At 43.5% G+C, this 20,135-nt stretch carries 24 protein-coding genes; 15 read left to right on the top strand and 9 right to left on the bottom strand.

Annotated features, from left to right (window positions below):
• Positions 1–177: 177 nt before the first annotated feature.
• The 5 genes from cysZ (at position 178) to crr (ending at position 4,944) form a co-directional block, all read left to right on the top strand.
• Positions 178–933 carry a sulfate transporter CysZ gene (gene cysZ / locus OCU48_RS03680; protein ID WP_141343769.1) on the top strand — a complete coding sequence of 252 codons (756 nt, stop codon included), beginning with the start codon at positions 178–180 and terminating at the stop codon, positions 931–933.
• Between the two features lie 133 nt (positions 934–1,066).
• The gene (gene cysK, locus OCU48_RS03675; protein ID WP_141343768.1) at positions 1,067–2,035 is read left to right on the top strand and encodes a cysteine synthase A; all 969 of its coding nucleotides are present in this window, start codon (positions 1,067–1,069) and stop codon (positions 2,033–2,035) included.
• Positions 2,036–2,286: 251 nt separating this feature from the next.
• Positions 2,287–2,544, top strand: a complete 258-nt coding sequence (locus OCU48_RS03670) for an HPr family phosphocarrier protein (RefSeq protein ID WP_017029255.1) — start codon at positions 2,287–2,289, stop codon at positions 2,542–2,544.
• Positions 2,545–2,669: 125 nt separating this feature from the next.
• Positions 2,670–4,394, top strand: coding sequence for a phosphoenolpyruvate-protein phosphotransferase PtsI (gene ptsI / locus OCU48_RS03665; RefSeq protein ID WP_141343767.1), 1,725 nt, complete (start codon positions 2,670–2,672; stop codon positions 4,392–4,394).
• Between the two features lie 40 nt (positions 4,395–4,434).
• Positions 4,435–4,944 carry a PTS glucose transporter subunit IIA gene (gene crr / locus OCU48_RS03660; protein ID WP_068700049.1) on the top strand — a complete coding sequence of 170 codons (510 nt, stop codon included), beginning with the start codon at positions 4,435–4,437 and terminating at the stop codon, positions 4,942–4,944.
• 127 nt (positions 4,945–5,071) lie between these two features.
• On the opposite strand, the gene OCU48_RS03655 is transcribed toward crr, so the two are convergent.
• Positions 5,072–5,977, bottom strand: coding sequence for a Dyp-type peroxidase (locus tag OCU48_RS03655; RefSeq protein WP_141343766.1), 906 nt, complete (start codon positions 5,975–5,977; stop codon positions 5,072–5,074).
• Positions 5,978–5,992: 15 nt separating this feature from the next.
• Positions 5,993–6,451 (bottom strand): DUF2919 domain-containing protein, encoded by a 459-nt coding sequence (locus OCU48_RS03650; RefSeq protein ID WP_141343765.1) that lies wholly within the window; start codon positions 6,449–6,451, stop codon positions 5,993–5,995.
• A 77-nt stretch (positions 6,452–6,528) separates the two neighbouring features.
• Here OCU48_RS03650 and OCU48_RS03645 point away from each other — a divergent pair, with 77 nt between their 5' ends.
• Positions 6,529–6,870, top strand: a complete 342-nt coding sequence (locus OCU48_RS03645; protein WP_141343764.1) for a DUF2956 domain-containing protein — start codon at positions 6,529–6,531, stop codon at positions 6,868–6,870.
• Positions 6,871–6,874: 4 nt separating this feature from the next.
• Here the strand turns inward: OCU48_RS03645 and OCU48_RS03640 are convergent, their stop codons facing one another.
• Positions 6,875–7,153, bottom strand: a complete 279-nt coding sequence (locus tag OCU48_RS03640) for a winged helix-turn-helix domain-containing protein (protein ID WP_141343763.1) — start codon at positions 7,151–7,153, stop codon at positions 6,875–6,877.
• 212 nt (positions 7,154–7,365) lie between these two features.
• On the opposite strand from OCU48_RS03640, the gene OCU48_RS03635 reads away from it, so the two are divergent.
• Genes OCU48_RS03635 through OCU48_RS03620 form a run of 4 tightly spaced genes read left to right on the top strand, consistent with a single transcriptional unit; the run spans position 7,366 to position 9,817 of the window.
• Positions 7,366–7,716, top strand: a complete 351-nt coding sequence (locus OCU48_RS03635; protein WP_141343762.1) for an ArsC family reductase — start codon at positions 7,366–7,368, stop codon at positions 7,714–7,716.
• A 9-nt stretch (positions 7,717–7,725) separates the two neighbouring features.
• Positions 7,726–8,862 carry a succinyl-diaminopimelate desuccinylase gene (gene dapE, locus OCU48_RS03630; RefSeq protein WP_141343761.1) on the top strand — a complete coding sequence of 379 codons (1,137 nt, stop codon included), beginning with the start codon at positions 7,726–7,728 and terminating at the stop codon, positions 8,860–8,862.
• Position 8,863: 1 nt separating this feature from the next.
• A complete protein-coding gene (locus OCU48_RS03625) occupies positions 8,864–9,559 on the top strand; it encodes a M15 family metallopeptidase (protein ID WP_141343760.1) in 696 nt (231 codons plus the stop codon).
• A 12-nt stretch (positions 9,560–9,571) separates the two neighbouring features.
• Positions 9,572–9,817: a DUF2897 family protein gene (locus OCU48_RS03620; protein ID WP_141343759.1), complete on the top strand. Its 246-nt coding sequence runs from the start codon at positions 9,572–9,574 to the stop codon at positions 9,815–9,817.
• Positions 9,818–9,887: 70 nt separating this feature from the next.
• On the opposite strand, the gene bamC is transcribed toward OCU48_RS03620, so the two are convergent.
• The gene (bamC, locus tag OCU48_RS03615) at positions 9,888–10,934 is read right to left on the bottom strand and encodes an outer membrane protein assembly factor BamC (protein WP_141343758.1); all 1,047 of its coding nucleotides are present in this window, start codon (positions 10,932–10,934) and stop codon (positions 9,888–9,890) included.
• A gap of 54 nt (positions 10,935–10,988) precedes the next feature.
• A complete protein-coding gene (gene dapA, locus OCU48_RS03610) occupies positions 10,989–11,867 on the bottom strand; it encodes a 4-hydroxy-tetrahydrodipicolinate synthase (RefSeq protein WP_141343757.1) in 879 nt (292 codons plus the stop codon).
• 234 nt (positions 11,868–12,101) lie between these two features.
• Between dapA and OCU48_RS03605 the strand changes: the two genes are divergently transcribed.
• Together OCU48_RS03605 and bcp are read left to right on the top strand one after the other, a co-directional pair.
• Complete coding sequence (locus tag OCU48_RS03605; protein WP_141343756.1) at positions 12,102–12,641, top strand: glycine cleavage system transcriptional repressor; 540 nt, start codon at positions 12,102–12,104, stop codon at positions 12,639–12,641.
• A 16-nt stretch (positions 12,642–12,657) separates the two neighbouring features.
• Positions 12,658–13,125: a thioredoxin-dependent thiol peroxidase gene (gene bcp, locus OCU48_RS03600; protein ID WP_141343755.1), complete on the top strand. Its 468-nt coding sequence runs from the start codon at positions 12,658–12,660 to the stop codon at positions 13,123–13,125.
• A 51-nt stretch (positions 13,126–13,176) separates the two neighbouring features.
• Here the strand turns inward: bcp and OCU48_RS03595 are convergent, their stop codons facing one another.
• Both OCU48_RS03595 and OCU48_RS03590 read right to left on the bottom strand, forming a co-directional pair.
• Positions 13,177–14,241, bottom strand: a complete 1,065-nt coding sequence (locus OCU48_RS03595; RefSeq protein ID WP_141343754.1) for an AI-2E family transporter — start codon at positions 14,239–14,241, stop codon at positions 13,177–13,179.
• 5 nt (positions 14,242–14,246) lie between these two features.
• Positions 14,247–14,462 carry a sulfurtransferase TusA family protein gene (locus OCU48_RS03590; protein WP_280176869.1) on the bottom strand — a complete coding sequence of 72 codons (216 nt, stop codon included), beginning with the start codon at positions 14,460–14,462 and terminating at the stop codon, positions 14,247–14,249.
• A gap of 219 nt (positions 14,463–14,681) precedes the next feature.
• Here OCU48_RS03590 and bepA point away from each other — a divergent pair, with 219 nt between their 5' ends.
• From bepA to OCU48_RS03575, 3 genes are read left to right on the top strand one after another with little or no spacing between them, the layout of a single operon-like run.
• Positions 14,682–16,139 (top strand): beta-barrel assembly-enhancing protease, encoded by a 1,458-nt coding sequence (gene bepA / locus OCU48_RS03585; RefSeq protein ID WP_167496146.1) that lies wholly within the window; start codon positions 14,682–14,684, stop codon positions 16,137–16,139.
• A gap of 13 nt (positions 16,140–16,152) precedes the next feature.
• Positions 16,153–16,503, top strand: coding sequence for an arsenate reductase (glutaredoxin) (gene arsC / locus OCU48_RS03580; protein WP_141343751.1), 351 nt, complete (start codon positions 16,153–16,155; stop codon positions 16,501–16,503).
• Complete coding sequence (locus tag OCU48_RS03575; protein ID WP_141343750.1) at positions 16,503–16,940, top strand: DUF2069 domain-containing protein; 438 nt, start codon at positions 16,503–16,505, stop codon at positions 16,938–16,940. Before arsC ends, OCU48_RS03575 begins: the two co-directional genes overlap by 1 nt.
• Before the next feature lie 80 nt (positions 16,941–17,020).
• On the opposite strand, the gene OCU48_RS03570 is transcribed toward OCU48_RS03575, so the two are convergent.
• Together OCU48_RS03570 and OCU48_RS03565 are read right to left on the bottom strand one after the other, a co-directional pair.
• On the bottom strand, positions 17,021–18,640 hold the full coding sequence (locus OCU48_RS03570; protein WP_141343749.1) for a glycoside hydrolase family 43 protein: 1,620 nt from the start codon (positions 18,638–18,640) through the stop codon (positions 17,021–17,023).
• Positions 18,641–18,900: 260 nt separating this feature from the next.
• Positions 18,901–20,106, bottom strand: coding sequence for a DUF2066 domain-containing protein (locus OCU48_RS03565; protein ID WP_141343748.1), 1,206 nt, complete (start codon positions 20,104–20,106; stop codon positions 18,901–18,903).
• Positions 20,107–20,135 lie beyond the last annotated feature (29 nt).

Genomic DNA, 20,135 nt, shown 5'->3' with positions numbered 1-20,135 from the left:
TTGCTCTCTGCTTTACCCTGGTGAGACACCGAGATTGAGTTACTTAATCTACTTTAACAAAACTCTCTTAGAGAGTTGAATCTTTTAATAAAATCTATTCACTTTATGCTGTGATTTTGAGCACGCTTTTCTTATATTAGGTCTAATTCGCTCCAAACTCCGTCATAGGAAAACAAAATGCATCATAATTTAAACCCAATGTCAGGCTTCGGTTACTTTTTCTCCGGATTTAAATTGGCATTGCAACCTGGCTTGCGCCGTTATGTGTTTATGCCATTACTAATCAATATTCTTTTGGTTGGTGGTGCACTTTTCTATTTATTTAGTCACCTCAACCAATGGATTGAACAATGGATCGGAGCTCTACCTGAATTTCTAGATTGGCTTCGTTACTTACTATGGCCATTGCTTGCTATTACTATCCTAGCAACCTTTTCGTACTTCTTTAGTACTCTCGCAAATTTTATTGCTGCCCCATTTAACGGATTATTGGCTGAAAAGGTAGAACAAAAGCTCAGTCCTGAAGGAATGGTTGACCAAAGTATGGCAGACCTAATTAAAGATGTACCACGTATACTCGGACGAGAATGGCGCAAACTTGTTTATCTTCTGCCCAAAGCACTAGGCTTGTTCTTACTATTGCTAATTCCTGCTTTTGGTCAAACCGTTGCTCCCTTTGTGTGGTTTATCTTTACCTCATGGATGTTAGCTATTCAGTATTGTGACTATCCGTTTGATAATCATAAGGTTGACTTTAACTCTATGCGATTCGCCCTAAAACAAAAGCAAGGAAAATCCTATGCTTATGGTTCGATGGTGGCGTTGTTTACTTCTATACCACTGTTAAACCTCATCATCATGCCTGTTGCTGTATGCGGGGCGACATTAATGTGGGTAACAGAATTCAAACAACATCAAAAAGTTAGCTATTAGTTATAACCTTTTATTCCTTTATACCAAGATAGTTGCATCATATTCTAGGATTGTAGAAACAATTTGCTCGAGTCATTAAAAATGTATGGCTCGACCTCAATGACATAGCGCGTCAACGCACAAGGAAGCAAGCATGAGCAAAATTTACGATGACAATTCACTAACTATAGGTAACACGCCTCTCGTTCGTTTAAATCGCGTCAGCAACGGCAACGTTCTCGCTAAAATTGAAGCACGTAACCCTAGCTTTAGTGTTAAGTGTCGTATTGGCGCCAATATGATTTGGGAAGCAGAGAAAGCAGGTACTCTCACTAAAGATATTGAACTTGTAGAACCAACCAGCGGTAATACAGGTGTTGCTCTTGCATTTGTTGCAGCAGCACGTGGCTACAAACTAACTCTAACCATGCCTGAGTCAATGAGCCTTGAACGTCGCAAGCTCCTTAAAGCACTAGGTGCAAACCTTGTTCTTACAGAAGCAGCCAAAGGTATGAAAGGCGCTATCGCTAAAGCAGAAGAGATTGTGGCTGAAAGTCCAGAAACCACTTTACTTCTTCAGCAGTTCAACAACCCAGCAAACCCAGCAATTCATGAACAAACTACAGGCCCAGAGCTTTGGGAAGCCACTGACGGTGAGATTGATGTATTAGTTTCTGGTGTCGGTACCGGCGGTACAATTACAGGTACTAGCCGTTACATTAAAAAGACCAAAGGCAAGGCAATTACTTCTGTAGCAGTTGAACCCGCAGAGTCTCCAGTAATTAGCCAAGTGCTTGCTGGTGAAGATGTACAACCTGCGCCACACAAGATTCAGGGTATTGGTGCCGGCTTCATCCCAGGAAACCTAGATCTTGAGCTAGTGGATAAGGTTGTTACTGTTACCTCTGATGAAGCTATCGATATGGCACGCCGTTTAATGGAAGAAGAAGGTATTTTAGCCGGTATTTCTTCAGGTGCAGCAGTTGTTGCCGCCAACAAAATCGCAGAACTCCCTGAATTTACAGGAAAAACCATCGTAACCGTACTGCCTAGTTCTGGTGAGCGTTACCTCAGCACTGCATTATTTGCGGGTATATTCACTGAGAAAGAAAATCAGCAGTAAGCACAAAAAAAGTGTGCCCAAATCAAGTTTTCAACCAAAAAAGCCCCTTTTAGGGGCTTTTTTATTGATTCGCGGTCAACATTTGGTAATATTTCTAGGCTTTATTTTTCGCTTCAAAATAAAAGAAGCACAAATTCAGGTTACACATAAAAGTCATAAGAACTTACGTAGCCAAGGTCATGAGCCAGTTTAAACAATAAATAAGCGGCTCAGACTTCAAAACATAATCTAATATCAACGGGGTATATCACATGTATGAGAAGCAAGTAGAAATCACTGCAGAAAACGGTCTTCACACTCGTCCAGCGGCGCAGTTTGTTAAAGAAGCAAAATCATTTGATGCAGATATCACTGTGACTTCTAACGGCAAAAGCGCTAGCGCGAAAAGCCTATTTAAGCTTCAAACTCTAGGTCTAGTTAAAGGCACTATGGTTACTATCTCAGCAGAAGGTCCACAAGCTACTGAAGCTGTTGACCACTTAGTCGCTCTTATGGATGAGCTACACTAAGAGACTACTGTTTCGAAATATAAAGCCACTTCGTTGTTAGCAACTAAGTGGCTTTGTTGAAATAGCGTCTATGTAAGCTAAAAATTAGTAATCCGCCCACTTATAGACCAGTTTAAGGTAAAGCTATGATCTCAGGTATTCTAGCGTCTCCAGGTATTGCTTTTGGTAAAGCACTACTTCTTCAAGAAGATGAAATCGTTCTAAACACACAAAAAATTTCTGCAGACCAAGTCGATGCAGAAGTTCAGCGTTTTTATGACGCTCGCAACAAATCAGCAGCTCAACTTGAAATCGTCAAGCAAAAAGCCCTTGAGACTTTTGGCGAAGAAAAAGAAGCGATCTTTGAAGGTCACATCATGCTTCTTGAAGATGAAGAACTAGAAGAAGAAATTCTTGCTCTTATTAAAGGCGATAAACTCACTGCAGATCATGCAATCCATTCAATCATCGAAGAACAAGCCGTTGCACTTGAATCTCTTGATGACGAATACCTAAAAGAACGCGCTACGGACATCCGTGACATCGGTACCCGTTTTGTGAAAAACGCACTAGGTATCAACATCGTTTCACTCAGCGACATCGATGAAGAAGTTCTTCTTGTTGCTTATGATCTAACGCCATCAGAAACAGCACAAATCAACCTAGATTATGTTCTAGGCTTTGCTTGTGACATCGGCGGCCGTACGTCTCATACCTCTATCATGGCTCGCTCTCTTGAGCTTCCTGCGATTGTGGGTACTAACGACATCACCAAGCAAGTGAAAAACGGCGACATGCTAATTTTGGATGCGATGAACAACAAGATCATCATTAATCCGACAGAAGCTCAGCTAGACGAAGCGAAAAAAATTCGCGACGACTTCTCTGCTCAAAAAGCAGAGTTAGCGAAGCTTAAAGATCTGCCTGCAATCACTCTTGATGGACATCAAGTAGAAGTATGCGGCAACATCGGTACAGTTAAAGACTGTGACGGCATCAGCCGTAACGGCGGTGAAGGCGTTGGTCTGTACCGTACAGAATTCCTATTTATGGACCGTACTTCTCTTCCAACGGAAGAAGAACAATACCAAGCCTATAAAGAAGTTGCACAAGCAATGGAAGGTCACTCGGTGATTATCCGTACAATGGACATCGGTGGTGACAAAGACCTACCGTACATGGACCTTCCAGAAGAGATGAACCCGTTCCTTGGTTGGCGTGCAGTTCGTATCAGCTTAGATCGTCGTGAAATCCTTCGTGACCAACTTCGTGGCATCCTACGTGCATCAGCACACGGTAAGCTTCGCATTATGTTCCCAATGATTATCTCTGTTGAGGAAATCCGTGAACTCAAAGCAGCTATCGAAGAATACAAAGCAGAACTTCGCTCTGAAGGCCTAGCGTTTGATGAAAGCATCGAGATTGGTGTTATGGTTGAAACGCCAGCCGCAGCAGCAATTGCTCACCACCTAGCGAAAGAAGTTTCTTTCTTTAGTATTGGTACAAATGACTTAACTCAGTATACTCTAGCAGTAGACCGTGGTAATGAGCTTATTTCTCACCTATACAACCCACTATCACCGGCTGTTCTGACTGTGATCAAGCAGGTGATTGACGCTTCTCACAAGGAAGGTAAGTGGACTGGAATGTGTGGTGAACTAGCGGGCGACGAACGCGCAACACTTCTTCTACTCGGCATGGGCCTAGATGAGTTCTCTATGAGCGGCATCTCTATTCCAGCTGTGAAGAAAGTGATTCGCAACGCAAACTTCGCGGAAGTAAAAGCAATGGCTGAAGAAGCTCTTCAAATGCCAACTGCCGCAGAAATCGAAGCGCACGTTGAGAAATTTATCGCGGACAAAACAAACTAATAATATAATTTAATAGAAATTAACTGCTTAGGAGCATGTAATGGGTCTGTTTGACAAACTTAAGAAGCTGGTATCGGACGAAGGCAACACTGCAGGTTCAATCGAAATCATTTCACCTCTTTCTGGTGAGATCGTTAACATTGAAGATGTGCCAGATGTAGTTTTCGCTGAAAAAATCGTTGGTGATGGCATCGCTATCAAACCAACTGGCAACAAAATCGTTGCACCAGTGAATGGTACTATCGGTAAGATCTTCGAGACAAACCATGCGTTCTCTATTGAATCTACGGACGGCATCGAGCTATTCGTTCACTTCGGTATCGACACTGTAGAGCTGAAAGGTGAAGGCTTTACTCGCATCGGTTCAGAAGGCCAAGAAGTTAAAGCTGGTGATACTATCATCGAATTTGACCTTGCATTCCTAGAAGAGAAAGCAAAATCTACTTTGACTCCAGTTGTTATCTCAAACATGGATGAAATCAAAGAGCTGAACAAGCTTTCTGGCGCTGTAACTGTTGGTGAAACTCCAGTTCTACGCGTAACTAAGTAATTTCTACTTAGGTTCGAGTGAAAAAAACGCAGCCATTGGCTGCGTTTTTTTATACTTGCTAATATGAGCCTAACTCGTGGTAATACCCATCACAGTAAGTTAATGATAGGTATTAGGCATAAGTAGGTTAAGCAATAACTAGCTGTTTTAATACTGTCTGACTAGGCGCAAAGAAGTAAGCTCCAGTTACGGCTTTAGTGTAATCCAGTAGCACATCAGTTTTGCCATCTACTTGCCCATACATGCTCTCAAGCATATCGGTGAAATTGCTTAGCGTATTACAGTATGCGATAAACAGTAGGCCATGTTCACCAGACACTGAGCCATACGGCAAGCTATGTCGGACAATTTTCAAACCCTTACCTTCTTTTTTAATATCTACACGACCTACGTGAGATTGTGCAGGTACGTCCTCGAGTTCTATCGAATCTTCTTTAGTTCGACCAATCTTCTGTTCTTGTTGACTAACGGACAACGCATTCCAAGCGGGTAAGTTATGCTCAAAACGCTGCACCATTACGTAACTGCCACCTTCGAAAGGACCTTCTCCTAAAAGAGCCACCTCAGATCGTGCATCCCCTTTTGGGTTTTCAGTACCGTCGACAAAGTCAGTCATATCGCGTGAATCAAGGAAACGATAGCCATAAGTCTCATCCACAATAGTGACGTCGTTTGAAATCTCTTGCATTAACTTGCGCAGTAAGAAAAAGTGCAGGTCGTGGCGGTGAGAATGGCAATGTACCAGTACATCTACGTCTGTTGTCGGAGCGTCAATATCCCCACACTCTAGACGAGGAAACGGAATCAGCTCGCTAGGCATATCATGGGCAATACTTTCACTCCAAAATTGGTGAGAAAACGCAATACTGCTGGTTAAGTGTGCGCCTGGTTGATTGAAATTGATATCCCCTACCCAATCACCCATTTGTTGGATCGCGTTCAAAACTTTGCTTTTATCACCGGTAACCTTAATAAGCACATATAACGCAAATGGGCCCGGTTCTGGCGCTATGGCCGCTTGAGGTTGAATCATTGTAATTTCCTTAGACTAATTATCTGAAATGCTGTCAAAACAATCTTTCACTCGTCGGCTATTGAATAGATAAATAATAATCCAGCTCAACCCAACGACCGATAGAGCTGCGCCCCACGTAAACTGACCATGCTGTAAAGAAATATAGTGCAACTCGAGTACGAACTGAGCGATAGCAAGAGCGATTGTCATCACTCGTCCGAGGCCAATCAATTTATTTAGCCATTTTCTATCTGGATTTCTTAACCCAATCACCCACATCAACAGTAGGCTTGGCACGCCCATACACATCATAATATATAGACTGAATGAGTTAGGATAGATCATTGAAAGGATATCGCTCCCTTTGTCGCGAGTGACTCCGGCCATCACAAACACTATCCAGCCTCTGGCTAAGAACAACCAAGCAAACCAAAGCCAAATTGGCGCTTTTAGATAGCCATTCTTATCATATTCTTCAATTAAGTAACGCACATTATCCACTTTCTATTGAAGCACTTATTTAAAATTAAAGGCATAATTAACTCAGACACTTCACTTGCAAAAAAATTATGAAAAAGAACAATACGACAATCTCTTCAGAAACCCAACAACAAGCGATGCAGGTCGCTAAATCTACTCAAAAACCAGGGCAAAGCAAAGAGCAAACCAAGCTAATTGCGTTGGGAATAGAAAAGGGTATCGCAGAATATAAAAAGCGTCAGAAGCAAAAATCGCGTGAAGCCGACAAGCTAAAAAAACGTAGCCAAAAGCAGAAACAAAGCGTTTCTGAATCTATCACCAGTGATTTAGCTGAAACAGAAACCCCATCCAACTCAAACAAATTACCTTGGGTACTATTGGTCATCAGTTGGATAGGTTTTATTGCTTATGTAGTGCTTACTGCGGCTTAGCGTATCAGGACAGGTGAGAGCGGATTTCGGTGGTATTGCCAGCCACCCATTGCTGATCAAGTGGCCCCCAATCGGACACTTGATAGTAGCCATCATTGTGGCGACAACCATCCTGAACAAATTTCAAAGAGACGCCAATACCCGGCAAAGCCTTCAGAACGTCTTGAATAGTACGACGTGGCCAACCTGTGCATTCTATTAATTTGGGAACATTTGGGCGTTCCATGCTTGCAACCAAATGTGCTAAATATAAACGACGAGCAAAAACAGGATTCAATTCCATTGATACCTCCTACAACTGTTTTCACCAATTATTGCGAATATCGACGATAACGACTTGAGTCTGATCAAACAACATCGACTCTTTATTCGCTTTTGTGAATATTTTTACACAATTCATCGCTTATGTGCGCTACTTCAAACCGAGTTAGGTATACAAGATGTTGGATTAGTTTGATAGGATTCAAGTATCGATAAACGCACTAAGGACAGATCATGAGCGTAATCATGTATGGTATCCCAAATTGTGACACCATAAAAAAAGCCAAGAAGTGGCTTCAAGAACATCAAATAGAATTCACCTTTCACGATTACCGCAAGCAAGGCATCACTACCGATATGGTGGGAGAATTTTGTGACTACTTTGGTTGGGAACAAGTGCTCAATAAGCGTGGCACGACCTATAGACAACTGTCTGACGAACAAAAACAAACCCTAGACCACAACAATGCGATCGCCCTTTTAATTGAGCATCCAGCAATGATCAAGCGCCCTATCATACGCATTGGCGATCTCCTGCATATTGGCTTTAAAGCCGACCAATACGACAATATTTTTCACATTTAAGGAATTAGGATGAACTCAAGTCCTGTTTTAGACTTGGCTATCGATTTGATGAGCCGTCAATCCGTTACTCCAGAAGACGCTGGCTGCCAACCTCTTATGATTGAACGCCTTAAAGCGCTTGGCTTTGAAATTGAGGTAATGCATTTCGAAGATACCCTCAATCTATGGGCTCGTAGGGGTTCAGAAGCCCCTTTGTTTGCTTTTGCTGGGCATACGGATGTTGTGCCGGCAGGCAACCTCAACGATTGGCACACGCTTCCATTTGAGCCGACGATAAAAGATGGCTACCTATACGGTCGCGGTGCAGCTGATATGAAGGGTTCGCTAGCTTCTATGGTTGTTGCGGTAGAACGTTTTATCGCAGAACACCCTAACCATAAAGGCTCTATCGCTTTTTTGATTACATCAGATGAAGAAGGTCCATTCATCAACGGTACTACCCGAGTCGTTGACACCCTTGTTGCCCGCAATGAAATCATTGATATGTGCATTGTCGGTGAACCATCAAGCACTGATAAGGTGGGTGACGTCGTTAAGAATGGTCGTCGAGGCTCATTTACTGGAGAACTCACCGTTAAAGGCATTCAAGGACACGTAGCCTATCCACATATTGCCAAGAACCCAATTCACCATGCTCTCCCTGCGTTGGCTGAGCTAAGCCAAATCGAATGGGACAACGGCAACGAGTTCTTCCCACCAACAAGTTTTCAATTTCCAAACCTTAATAGCGGTACGGGTGCGAGCAACGTCATTCCTGGGGAATTGCACGCAATGTTCAACCTAAGATACAGTACTGAGATCCATCATGAGCAGATCAAAGAACGCGTCTATGAGGTTCTGAATAAATATGATTTTGACTATGACCTAAAGTGGACGCTAAATGGCGAACCATTCCTAACCGATACTGGTGATCTCTTAACTGCTGTCGTTGATGCCGTTGCTAAAGTAAACGGTGTAGAGCCTCAATTGCTTACCACAGGTGGCACCTCAGATGGTCGATTCATTGCTAAGATGGGAACCCATGTAATTGAGCTCGGTCCAGTAAACGCAACGATTCACAAGGTGAACGAATGCGTTAAAGCTGATGACTTAGACCTGCTGGCTGATATGTACCAAAACGTTCTAGTTAACCTACTAGGCCAATAATATGCAGAAGACTAGCGAATGGAATCACCAGCAACTTACCGGACTAAGCCAATCACACCTTACGACTCTTAATATTAACGAGCGGAATGTATTGGTTCATAAGGATGTGGTATCGGCGCTTCTATCGCTGGTCACTCTTGCCGAAAAAGAGGGATTTAAGGTCGCAATAGCCAGCGGCTATCGTGACTATGAAAGGCAGCGCCTTATATGGAACAGCAAATACCTAGGTCTAAGACCCGTTTTGGATAGTGATGGCCACATACTTGATGCCAAGTCTCTTTCTGTAGAAGATCGCATTCACGCTATATTGCGCTGGTCTGCACTTCCCGGAGCAAGCCGTCATCATTGGGGCTGTGATTTTGATTTATACGCTCATAACCTTCTGCCTTCAGAGAGTAAGCTTCAGTTAGAGCCATGGGAATACTTAGAGGGACATCAAGCGCCGTTTTATCAGTGGTTGCTTGCTAATACGCAGCAACTGGGCTTCTTTTTCCCCTATTCTAAAGACAAGGGGGGCGTAGCTATAGAGCCTTGGCATCTTAGCCACCAGCGCACCTCTAGCGCAGCCTTAAAGCAATTGACTCAAAGTATACTGACTGAAGCACTGGAGCAAAACCCAATAGAGGGAAGCCTCGAGGTATTAAAGCACCTCGATAGCATCTACACTCAATATATTACCAATATTTCAACTACGTAGGGCATCTCACGCATGTTTTTAGATTTACTGTTCAATCCTTGGGTAATCATTGCCATCGTGGTTAGCGTTGTTGTCGGTAATATTGCAGCACTTAAATACACTGCAAATATGAAGGTAGGTACTATGTCTAGAGATCAGAAAGACGATATTGAACGACTTAAAGAGTTGGATGAAGAGCGTCAAAAGAAGACCAATAAACATTTAAAAGAGAAAAGCCCTAGTCACTCTAATGATGATGGCGAGAGTGGCGGTGAGTAGCGATTTCTCGTAGACAAAAAAAGGAGCAATCACATAGTGATGCTCCTTTTTTAATTTTCAGTATCAGCGATTAGTTCGATTCTGATTCTTTTGGTTCAGTACTTTGCTGCATCATAGTCGCTAGTACTGGGATCATCTCTTCTAGCATTGGTTCAGTCACTGGCTTACCCGAAGCATCAGTGATGTTAATTGAGGTTCGGTTACCTAAATCACCCAATAGGAATGTGTAAGTCTCTGAGTTGTAACTCAGTGGCTTAGTCCCCACACTCTCCCAGAATTCATCACTTGGTGGCGCAAACGAAGCCTTAATTTCACCTTGAGATTGATTACGTTCATCAATGTTAAAGCCCATAACTGGCAACAGCTCTGGAATGCGTTGCCAGAAGGCATCATAAGGTGCACGCGCAATAATAATAGGTAGACCGCTGCGATCTTTACCCATGCTCAGAGGAATCACTTTAACCAATTCTAATGCTTGCTTTGCCGCTTCTTCACGCACCGCTTGGTCATAGCGAGACATTACTAAGTTGGTCATCAAGGTATTATAGCGTTCTTTATTGGTGTAGCTAACCGTCTGCTCCTCACGACCTTCTTTCCAAGCAATCAAGCTAATTCGGAAACCATAACGAGCGTTTTGCTCAAATCGTTCAATGAGGTAGCGGCTACTAAGGGTTTCTTCCTCATCTTCCTCTTCCCAAACGATCCAGTCGGTTTCAATGCTGTCGTCAGTCGATTCTTTCAACTTGATGTCGCGGGCTGACATCATATCTTGTGCAGTCTGCCAGACCTTGTCACGTTCATCTTCAGTTAACAGCCACAAGGTAATCACTCCATCACGCTGCTCTGTACGCGCACCAGGAATGAGTTCTAGAACTTGCTGCGGCGGTCTGATGTCGACTTCTCTTCCCGTACCACCAATGTATTCACCCTTAGGGATCTGATAATTAGGATACTCTTCGAGCTGTTGTTCTGGGGGCGAGGCAAGTACATCAAGAGGCTTTGCGTCTAGATATTTAAAGTCGTCCTTTGCTTGACGACGCTCTGCTGCACTACCCGCACAACCACTTAAAATAGCGACAGCCAGTGAACTAAGCACTAACTGATTAACAAACTTCATTAAAACTCCTGACTCTTCACGCCTACGTTAAGGCGTGAATCGTAGATAATAGATTTAGCTGATATTGGCTTGTGCCAATGCTGCCTTAACCACTTCTTGGCCGGCTTCTGACAACGGCGTCATCGGTAAACGTAACCCGCCATTTTCAATCAAATGTAACTCATGGGCAGCCCATTTCACAGGAATTGGGCTCGACTCAACAAACAGTCCCGTATGCAGGCCCATTAAACGCTGGTTGATAATTTCCGCTTCTGCATAGTTATTTTGTTCAGCTAGCTTAAACATATCCGCCATATCGCGTGCGGCAATGTTGTTGGTCACAGAGATAACACCGTGTCCACCTAGTTTAACGAAATCCAGACCCGAGGCATCGTCACCACTTAGTAAGATAAAGTCTTCACCACAAAGTTCCCTGTGCTTTTCCACACGAGAGAGATCGCCTGTGGCATCTTTGACTGCAACAATATTGTCAATCTTAGCCAAGCGTGCAACGGTTTCAGGTTGCATATCCACACCGGTGCGACCAGGAACATTGTACAAAATAATAGGCACAGCGCTCACTTTAGCGATGGCTTTGAAATGCTGATACAAGCCTTCTTGAGTCGGCTTATTGTAATATGGCGTGACACTTAAACAACCTGCGATACCAGAATTGTTAAGTAAACGACTAAAAGTGATAGCTTCGTGAGTGGCGTTTGCCCCAGTACCTGCAATAACGGGAATACGCCCGTCAGCAAATTCAACTACCTTACTAACGACCTTCACATGTTCTTCAACGGTAAGTGTTGCTGACTCACCTGTAGTACCTACGGCTACAATCGCAGAGGTGCCAGCATCAATATGATACTCAACCAAGTTCTTGAGACTTTGGTAATCCACTTCACCATCGATATTGAAAGGCGTTAATAAAGCAACGATACTTCCTGAAAACATGATTCACTCCCTAAATTTCATTGATATCGCATGGTACTTGATAGAGATTAGATAACACAAGCGGATAAAGGCTTAGCCGTGAATTATTTACCATTTATTTGCATACAGTTTGACGCTATCGACCTTGAAAAAACGACAGATGTTAATCATGTTAGAATTTCTAACATTTACAGACACAACAACAATTGTTTCCGTGTATGCTAATAAGATTATTGTCAGTCGAAGGATAACACTATGGCGCAGCACCTAGTCATTACTGCCGTTGGTACAGATCGTCCAGGTATTGGCAACAAAATCATTCATTTAGTCTCAGATCTTGGCTGTAACATCATTGACAGCAGAATAGCGCTATTTGGCAATGATTTTACCCTAATCATGTTGATATCAGGTACAGCATCGCAGGTCACCCGCGTAGAGCATTCACTGCCGCAACTCGGTCAAGAGCATGACCTTATCACTGTTGTTAAACGTACATCACCTCACAAAGAAATCGCTCAAGGCTTTACTCTAGAGGCGAATGTTCAGGCAACCGATAAAATTGGTCTTACTGAGCAGATTACCCATTTTTTTGCAGATAGAGATATAGGCATAAGCGCATTGAGTGCACGCACTTTAAGTAAAGACAAAACAGCGCGGGATGAAGACCAGTTCCAGATAGCGCTTTCCGCCTCTTTATCAGATGAATACAACCTGATGCAACTTCAAGAAGACTTCACATCCCTTTGCGATTCACTCAGCGTCAAGGGTTCTCTTAATTTCATTAACAACGGATAATGTTTAAGGAAATTCAATGCAAACATTAACGGCTGGTACTCCAGCACCCGATGTCTCACTTTTGGATCAAGATGGGAACACTGTCTCTCTAAAAGATCTTAAAGGACAAAAAGTTTTATTTTACTTCTACCCTAAAGCAATGACTCCTGGTTGTACCGTTCAAGCACAAGGGCTACGTGACGTTAAAGCTGAACTGGATGCACACAATGTCTTAGTGCTCGGTGTCAGCATCGACCCCGTCAAGCGACTAGGAAAATTCATCGAACGTGACAGCCTTAACTTCACCTTGCTGTCAGACGAAGATCACTCAGCCGCAGATGCCTTTGGTGTTTGGGGAGAGAAAAAGTTCATGGGGAAGGTTTACGATGGCCTACACCGAATTAGCTTCCTCATCAACGAGGAGGGTGTAATAGAGCATGTGTTCAATAAGTTCAAAACCAAAACCCACCATGAGGTGGTGTTGGATTATTTAAACCAAGCCTAAAAATAACAAGCCAGTCATAATCGACTGGCTTTTTTTTATAATATTTTAACGCTACTCTACAGCATCCAAATTAGGATGAGTAAAAGCATTCACTACCGCTTTTACTAGCGTAGCCAAAGGTATTGCGAAGAAGATCCCCCAGAATCCCCACAGCCCGCCAAACACTAATACCGAGATAATAATCGCGACAGGGTGCAGATTTACCGCCTCAGAAAATAGAACGGGAACGAGCACATTGCCATCTAGAGCCTGAATAATGCCGTAAGCAATCAATAGATAATAAAACGGTGGCGTTAGTCCCCACTGGAACAATCCAACGATTGCAATTGGCACAGTCACAGCAGCCGCACCAATATACGGAATCAAAACCGATAGACCTACCGCAACGGCAAGTAGCGCTGAGTAACGCAGATCCAGAATCACAAAGGTCACATAACTTACACCGCCGACAATTAAAATCTCTAGGACTTTACCTCGAATGTAGTTTGAGATCTGATCGTTCATTTCATGCCATACCTGGTAGGCAAGATTGCGGTTTTGAGGAAGCATTCCCCCTAGCATACTCAACATTTCTTCTTTATCTTTTAACAAGAAGAAGATCAAAAGCGGTACCAATATTAAATAAACGCCTATCGTTGCTAAACTGACTAAAGAAGCTAACGAGCCCTTAACTATGCTCTCGCCAAGACCAACGAACTTGTTCTTCATATCCGCAAAAACAAACTCAACATTGGTCACTGTAGCCAGCTCAGGATACCGCTCAGGGATGCTATTGATATAGTTCTGCAGTTCGAGATACATGTTAGGCACATCGTTCATTAGATTGCCGATCTGTTGCCAAATGGTTGGGACAATGCCAATAAAGGCAATCAAGACCAAGCCAACAAACATGAGCAGGACTATTATCACCGCAAAGGTGCGAGGGATACCCATCCTAATCAACTGCACAACGGGCCACTCTAAAAGATAGGCTAAGACAATAGCCACCAGCAAAGGTGCTATAAGATGGCCGAAGAAATAGATGGTAATGAAACCAAATAAGATGATCGCAACAAGGCTAACAGCATGAGGGTCTGAGAATCGGCGTTTATACCATTGCTTCATCATATCAAGCATGGGGTCTACTCTTTAGTTATGGTTAAGTAATAATAGTGAGGGGTTTTCCTCACATCCACGAGCATGTCGTGACGTAAAAAATAGGCCTGCATATCATTTACAGAACTCAGTTCCGCCACCAAAAAGGCAAGGCTCTGAGATGTTTTGAGGTCCCTGCTGGCGCGTTTCGCCAGTAACAAGCTCATTGGACATCGCTCATCAGTAAGATCAATGACTTTCATCGACATAATAAAGCGACTTCTGTTTATTCTAAATACGTCTATTGTAAATCTTTTTTAGTTCAAAACCACTATTATCCCGTGCTAACCTAGTGTACAAATTGTTAATAGCTCTCGTTAATGCGCTTTCCAAGAAACCAAATGCAAATTGCAGAGTCTACAGTTGTATACCTCTTCAAGAACGGAACAGGATCAGACATAAGAAAAACAATGAATGCCTCTATTTTGAAACGTGCACCTTCAGTGTTAGCTATGCTTTTGGGCGCAACGTTGAGCCTTAGCTCTTCCAGTCTAGCCAATACCTCAGACTTGCCTGATATAGGGACAACGGCGGGTGGTACCTTGACCATAGACCAAGAGCGAAACTATGGCGATGCCTATATGCGCATTCTTAGAGCGAGCCAGCCGGTCATCAACGACCCAGTTTTATCTGAGTATATTTCAAGCTTGGGATATCGCCTTGTCGCAAATGCCGAAGATGTAAAAACCCCGTTTGAGTTTTTCTTAATACGCGACCGAAACATTAACGCTTTTGCCTTTTTCGGTGGACACGTTGCTATCCATACCGGTCTTTTCTTACATGCTAACTCAGAAGGTGAACTCGCTTCAGTAGTGGCGCACGAAATCGCTCACGTTACCCAACGACACTTAGCTCGTCGAATGGAAGACCAAGCCAGGAAAAACCCAATAACGCTAGCTGCTCTTGCCGGGTCTATTTTACTGGCAATTGCAGCGCCTGAAGCCGGTATCGCAGCATTAACGGCAACCCAAGCCGGCGCGATGCAAAGTGCGATCAACTATACGCGAAGCAACGAAAAAGAAGCTGATCGTGTTGGCATGAACACCCTAATCAAAGCGGGTTACGATCCTCATGCGATGCCTAGCTTTTTTGGCCGTTTGGCGGATCAATATCGTTACGCGAGCAAACCACCACCCATGCTGCTGACTCACCCATTACCAGAAGATCGTATTACCGATTCTCGGTCTAGAGCGGATGCCTACCCTATCAGCCCTGCAGCTCCTGCTATAGACTTCCATATGGCGAAAGCGCGCGTGGTGGCCCGATATGTAGGTATTAGTAGTGATGGCGCAATGGATTGGTTGGTAAGAAAAGAAAAGACCGCTTCCAAGACCATCAAACCCGCTTATGAATATGGTAAGGCCTTAGTTTATCTCGATACCAAACAATTAGATAAAGCTGAAGAGTTGTTACTCGCCCTTCAAAAACAGTTCCCTCACAGTAACTTTGTATTGGATGCTTTATCTGACCTTAACATTGAGAAGAAAACCCCCGAAAAAGCAGAAGCACTTCTTGAGGAAGCGCTAAAAACCAAGCCCCGTAACCCTGTACTTCAGATCAACTTAGCCAATGTAATGATTGAAGCTGAGAGAAATGAGCAGGCTATTCGAATGCTACAAAGATATACACACGATAATCCGCAAGATACTAACGGCTGGCACCTGCTCAGTAAAGCGCATGCAAACTTAAGTGACTCTGCAAATGAGCTAGCTGCGAGAGGAGAGTTGTACGCCCTAAATGCCAACTGGAATCGAGCGATCCAAAGCTTTACTCAGGCAGCCCAATTATCTGAATTAGGCAGTCTTCAACAAGCACGTTTTGATGCGCGCATTGACCAACTGTTACAAGAACGCGACCAATTTATGGCGCTACAAAATTAGAAAAGGAAACTTCATGTCTGTTGTTATTTATCACAACCCTCGTTGCTCAAAAAGCAGAGAAACACTCGCATTATTAGAAGAAAATGGTATTGTTCCAGAGGTTGTGCTTTATCTAGATGCGGATCTAGACATTGAAACGCTACAAGGTCTTTATGCTCAGCTTGGCCTGCCTAACGTACGAGCAATGATGCGCACGAAGGAAGCCATTTATAAAGAGCTCAACCTTGGGGATGAAACGCTTTCAGAACAAGACCTATTTAACGCTATGCTAGAAAACCGCAAGCTTATCGAGCGCCCAATAGTGATTGCCAATGGCAAAGCTCGACATGGCCGTCCACCACAACAGGTACTAGAGATCCTATAATGCCAATCTCTTCCCCTGCTGAAATGGCACCAAAGACAAGATTATGGCTACGAGTGGCTCAAACGGGACACTTTGCGCTTTTAGCTTGGGTCATACTTTGGCATAGCCTTATATCCCCACCAATGGAATTTAGCCCGTGGTTTTTAACCATTGCTTGGGCACTGCCTTTGCTCTTTCCAGTAAAGGGGATATTACAACAAAAGCCTTACACCTTTGCTTGGGCAAACTTCGTACTGCTGCTTTATTTCCTACACTCACTCACCTTGGTGTATGTTGATGAAGGCGAGAGAGTTCTTGCCATTGTGGAAGTATTGTTGACCAGTATCGCGTTTATCGGGAATACCTTGTATAGCCGATTACGAGGAAGAGAATTGGGATTAAAACTGAAGAAGCTCTCTGAATATAAGCAAGAAGAGCAACAGCGTTTTGGTCGCTAGCTTTCCAGTCAAACGAGTAAAACTAAGCCCTATTCGTTAATAGGGCTTTTTGTCAAAGCGCTAATCGGCAAACACACTAGCTACACATTAATTGCTTCATAGCTAAACTCTTCAAAATCGGCATGACAACCAAACCCACTGATATCTGCGCAGTGAAGCCCTACAAAGGCGCCCGTAAAGAAACCCCTCCCATCAATGTAGTCATCTGACAAACGCCAAGCATCAAGTACTAAAGGTAGCTTGCACCACACTTTGCCATCAAATGAGTAACTGTATTGATAAGTCAGGCTCTGGACATTCACGCTAAGCCATATGCTGCGTACATCGTCCGGAATCTCTATGGATTCATTATCATAGAAATGAAAACTTGCCGCCTGTTTGTCCACTTGCATCACACGTAAACAGCGACGTTTGCGCTCCTCGTCAAACTCAACAGCTAAGTAGGTCCAATTACTAGTGTTGTAATAGCAACATAAGCCCGCTGACTGCTGGAAGTTTGTTGGTTCAAATTCAAGCTTAGTTGAAGCCATAAAATTATGATGACGCCAACGAGTCGCTACCGTTGATTGTTCAAATGTCGACAGCAAACTATCGTTACCACGCAAGCGTAAATAGCCCTGCTTTTCATTCAAGCTCCCCATAGATTCGGTAAAGGGAATTCTTAATGTTTGCCAATGACTAAGCAATGATTCAGTAGAAAAGTCATCATATACCGACTCATTCTCAGCAGGAGAGACAACGGCAAGGTTAAATGCGGGGATTTCCAATTTCGCATGCTTTCCACCTACTACGACAGGCCAACCATCTTTCCACTCAATACGGTCAATACCCGTTTCTCTGCCCAAAGAGCATGCGCCTCGCCCCCACTTTGCAAGCCTTGGTCTGCCTGCAAATTTCAACGGACGACTCACTAGGTAAGTAATGAACCATTCACCATCTGGCGTTTCAACCAAGGAGCCGTGACCTGCTTTTTGCAGTGGATTTTCTGGGGTATGCCAAGTCGATAGCAACGCACCGTGCGGAGACACCTCGTAAGGCCCCAATAGGTGTTTAGAGCGAGCTACAGTCACATGATGCTCAAAGCTTGTCCCACCCTCTGCTGTAAGCAGATAGTAGTAATCATCTTTCTTATACAGATGAGGCGCTTCTGTGTATTTAAGATCCGTACCATTGAATATGGGTTGCCTGTTGCTGACTAATTTTTGTGACGCGACATCGTACTCTTGCACCACTATTTCATTGATAGGATCGCTATGATTTCTCGGTCCCCAAGTGCGATAGACATAATGTTTTTTACCATCATCGGCATGAAATAATGAAGGATCAAACCCACCATTCCCCATAGGAATAGGATCACTCCAAGGGCCTTCTATATGTTCAGCAGTGACTAAGTAATTGCGACCATTTTTCCAAGGTGCATCTATCACTTTCACATCGGTGTAGAGTAACCAAAACTTACCGTCAGCATAACTAAGAGCTGGTGCCCAGATACCACCAGAGTCAGGATTTCCCTTCATATCTAGCTTTTCAACGGTATCCAAAGGCATTGAAGCCAACTTCCAGTTTTTTAGATCCTTAGAATGAAATATTCGAACACCTGGAAACCACTCAAAGGTAGAGGTTGCAATGTAATAGCCCTCGCCCGCACGACAAACACATGGATCTGGATGAAAACCTTTTATAATTGGATTGCTAATCATTTAAAGCCCTTTTTTCAGCATAATTCCGCTCAAGTTACCGGTAACGATTAGCGTTTATATTATTCTGAGTAAGTCAATTTTGATGGGATTGCGGTTAAATAAGCAAAAAAACAGAAGTGGTTAGTAAAAAAACGAAAAACTCAGAGGTTTGAGTGAGGACTTGAAAAATGACGTCTTTGAACGTGGGTTGGCTTGAAGCAGTAAAAAGCCAGTAGCAAGAGCTACTGGCTTATCAATAAACGCAGTATTATTTGTTTATTCTAAGAGCGCCATTCATACATCAGTATTTCAGGTTTAGGTTCTGCTGACTCTTCAGTAGTCAACTTAGCTTCTTTAGATACTGGTGTGTCAGTGTTCTCAACAGTTGCCGATTCTGCACTTGATTGCGTTGTGTCCAAAGTAGATTCAACCTGCGTTTCAGAAGCGGACTCAACAGCAACGGACTCAGGAGCTTCAACCTTGCTTACTTTGTTGCTACGTAGAAGCTGACGTTCAAAGTCTGCTTTATCAGTAATGAGGTTCACTTGAAAATCGACCGAGCTACCCATGACATGCATAAGCTCGACTGACGCTACGCTAGATAAGTTCTCTAACATACGCTCTATGTTAAAGAATGACTGGGCTTCAACTACTCCTTCAAAGTTAACAACAACAGAAGAGGCAATCTCTCCACTCGCCTTAGCTGAGCTTTTTTTAGCGTAGTAGCGACCAAGGTCTGCAACAAATGTCTCTGTCACTTGCTTATTTGTGCCCGACGTTTCACCCGTCACTGGAGACAAGGATGCATCAGCGATGAATTGTGGCTTGTCATCATATAAAGTCCAACGCAAATTCTGCTGACTGCCATTACGGGTAATACGCGCAACGACCACTGCATCGACATCATAACGTCGACTGCTGTCTGAGATCTGCTTGGTAAAGTTACCCCATACTTCAGTCGGCTGAATGCTAGTCACATCATCAATATCACCTACTGGGACCGTAATAGGCAGGCCCTTTTGAGCCGCAACGTATCTTAGGTTTGCAATAGAGGTTCTTTGAGACTGTTCCCAACTTATGGTGCGATCATACCCATTATCTTCAACAACCCACACTAGCAAACGAGCACGCTCATCAGGCCAGTAGGGTAAGTCTGCTTGAGCAAGTAAAGCTTGAATTTGTTTGGGGTTGAAGGACATTTTTAGGGTTGGCTGTCCATCTTTCTCAGATGGAGTAATCGTGGAAAGAAAGCGGCTACTTTGAGTAACAGCTTTCTTTACAACCTCGTTATCCAAAGAGGCAGCGTCACCGGTTGCTCGAACGATAACATCTCTCATGCCTTCGCGACGAGCTAACTCTTCTCCACTATATCTTGCATCTTCCTTCTGTTTAATCACCACAGCTTCGGTATCAAACACATTGACCTTAGTGACTGCAAACGCAGAAAAAGACGTTAACGCCGCTAGCATACAAGCCAAAAATCGCATAAATAACTCAATAATATGAAGTAGTTAGA

The organism is Vibrio inusitatus (assembly GCA_024346935.1).
Lineage (GTDB): Bacteria > Pseudomonadota > Gammaproteobacteria > Enterobacterales > Vibrionaceae > Vibrio > Vibrio inusitatus.
This window is presented reverse-complemented; position numbering and strand designations above follow the sequence as displayed.

Bases quoted from the DNA above. Each gene is read 5' to 3' on its own strand.
- cysZ (WP_141343769.1), top strand. From the start codon at position 178: ATGCATCATAATTTAAACCCAATGTCAGGCTTCGGTTACTTTTTCTCC.
- cysK (WP_141343768.1), top strand. From the start codon at position 1,067: ATGAGCAAAATTTACGATGACAATTCACTAACTATAGGTAACACGCCT.
- OCU48_RS03670 (WP_017029255.1), top strand. From the start codon at position 2,287: ATGTATGAGAAGCAAGTAGAAATCACTGCAGAAAACGGTCTTCACACT.
- ptsI (WP_141343767.1), top strand. From the start codon at position 2,670: ATGATCTCAGGTATTCTAGCGTCTCCAGGTATTGCTTTTGGTAAAGCA.
- crr (WP_068700049.1), top strand. From the start codon at position 4,435: ATGGGTCTGTTTGACAAACTTAAGAAGCTGGTATCGGACGAAGGCAAC.
- OCU48_RS03655 (WP_141343766.1), bottom strand. From the start codon at position 5,977: ATGATTCAACCTCAAGCGGCCATAGCGCCAGAACCGGGCCCATTTGCG.
- OCU48_RS03645 (WP_141343764.1), top strand. From the start codon at position 6,529: ATGAAAAAGAACAATACGACAATCTCTTCAGAAACCCAACAACAAGCG.
- OCU48_RS03640 (WP_141343763.1), bottom strand. From the start codon at position 7,153: ATGGAATTGAATCCTGTTTTTGCTCGTCGTTTATATTTAGCACATTTG.
- OCU48_RS03635 (WP_141343762.1), top strand. From the start codon at position 7,366: ATGAGCGTAATCATGTATGGTATCCCAAATTGTGACACCATAAAAAAA.
- dapE (WP_141343761.1), top strand. From the start codon at position 7,726: ATGAACTCAAGTCCTGTTTTAGACTTGGCTATCGATTTGATGAGCCGT.
- OCU48_RS03625 (WP_141343760.1), top strand. From the start codon at position 8,864: ATGCAGAAGACTAGCGAATGGAATCACCAGCAACTTACCGGACTAAGC.
- OCU48_RS03620 (WP_141343759.1), top strand. From the start codon at position 9,572: ATGTTTTTAGATTTACTGTTCAATCCTTGGGTAATCATTGCCATCGTG.
- bamC (WP_141343758.1), bottom strand. From the start codon at position 10,934: ATGAAGTTTGTTAATCAGTTAGTGCTTAGTTCACTGGCTGTCGCTATT.
- dapA (WP_141343757.1), bottom strand. From the start codon at position 11,867: ATGTTTTCAGGAAGTATCGTTGCTTTATTAACGCCTTTCAATATCGAT.
- OCU48_RS03605 (WP_141343756.1), top strand. From the start codon at position 12,102: ATGGCGCAGCACCTAGTCATTACTGCCGTTGGTACAGATCGTCCAGGT.
- bcp (WP_141343755.1), top strand. From the start codon at position 12,658: ATGCAAACATTAACGGCTGGTACTCCAGCACCCGATGTCTCACTTTTG.
- OCU48_RS03595 (WP_141343754.1), bottom strand. From the start codon at position 14,241: ATGCTTGATATGATGAAGCAATGGTATAAACGCCGATTCTCAGACCCT.
- OCU48_RS03590 (WP_280176869.1), bottom strand. From the start codon at position 14,462: ATGAAAGTCATTGATCTTACTGATGAGCGATGTCCAATGAGCTTGTTA.
- arsC (WP_141343751.1), top strand. From the start codon at position 16,153: ATGTCTGTTGTTATTTATCACAACCCTCGTTGCTCAAAAAGCAGAGAA.
- OCU48_RS03575 (WP_141343750.1), top strand. From the start codon at position 16,503: ATGCCAATCTCTTCCCCTGCTGAAATGGCACCAAAGACAAGATTATGG.
- OCU48_RS03570 (WP_141343749.1), bottom strand. From the start codon at position 18,640: ATGATTAGCAATCCAATTATAAAAGGTTTTCATCCAGATCCATGTGTT.
- OCU48_RS03565 (WP_141343748.1), bottom strand. From the start codon at position 20,106: ATGCGATTTTTGGCTTGTATGCTAGCGGCGTTAACGTCTTTTTCTGCG.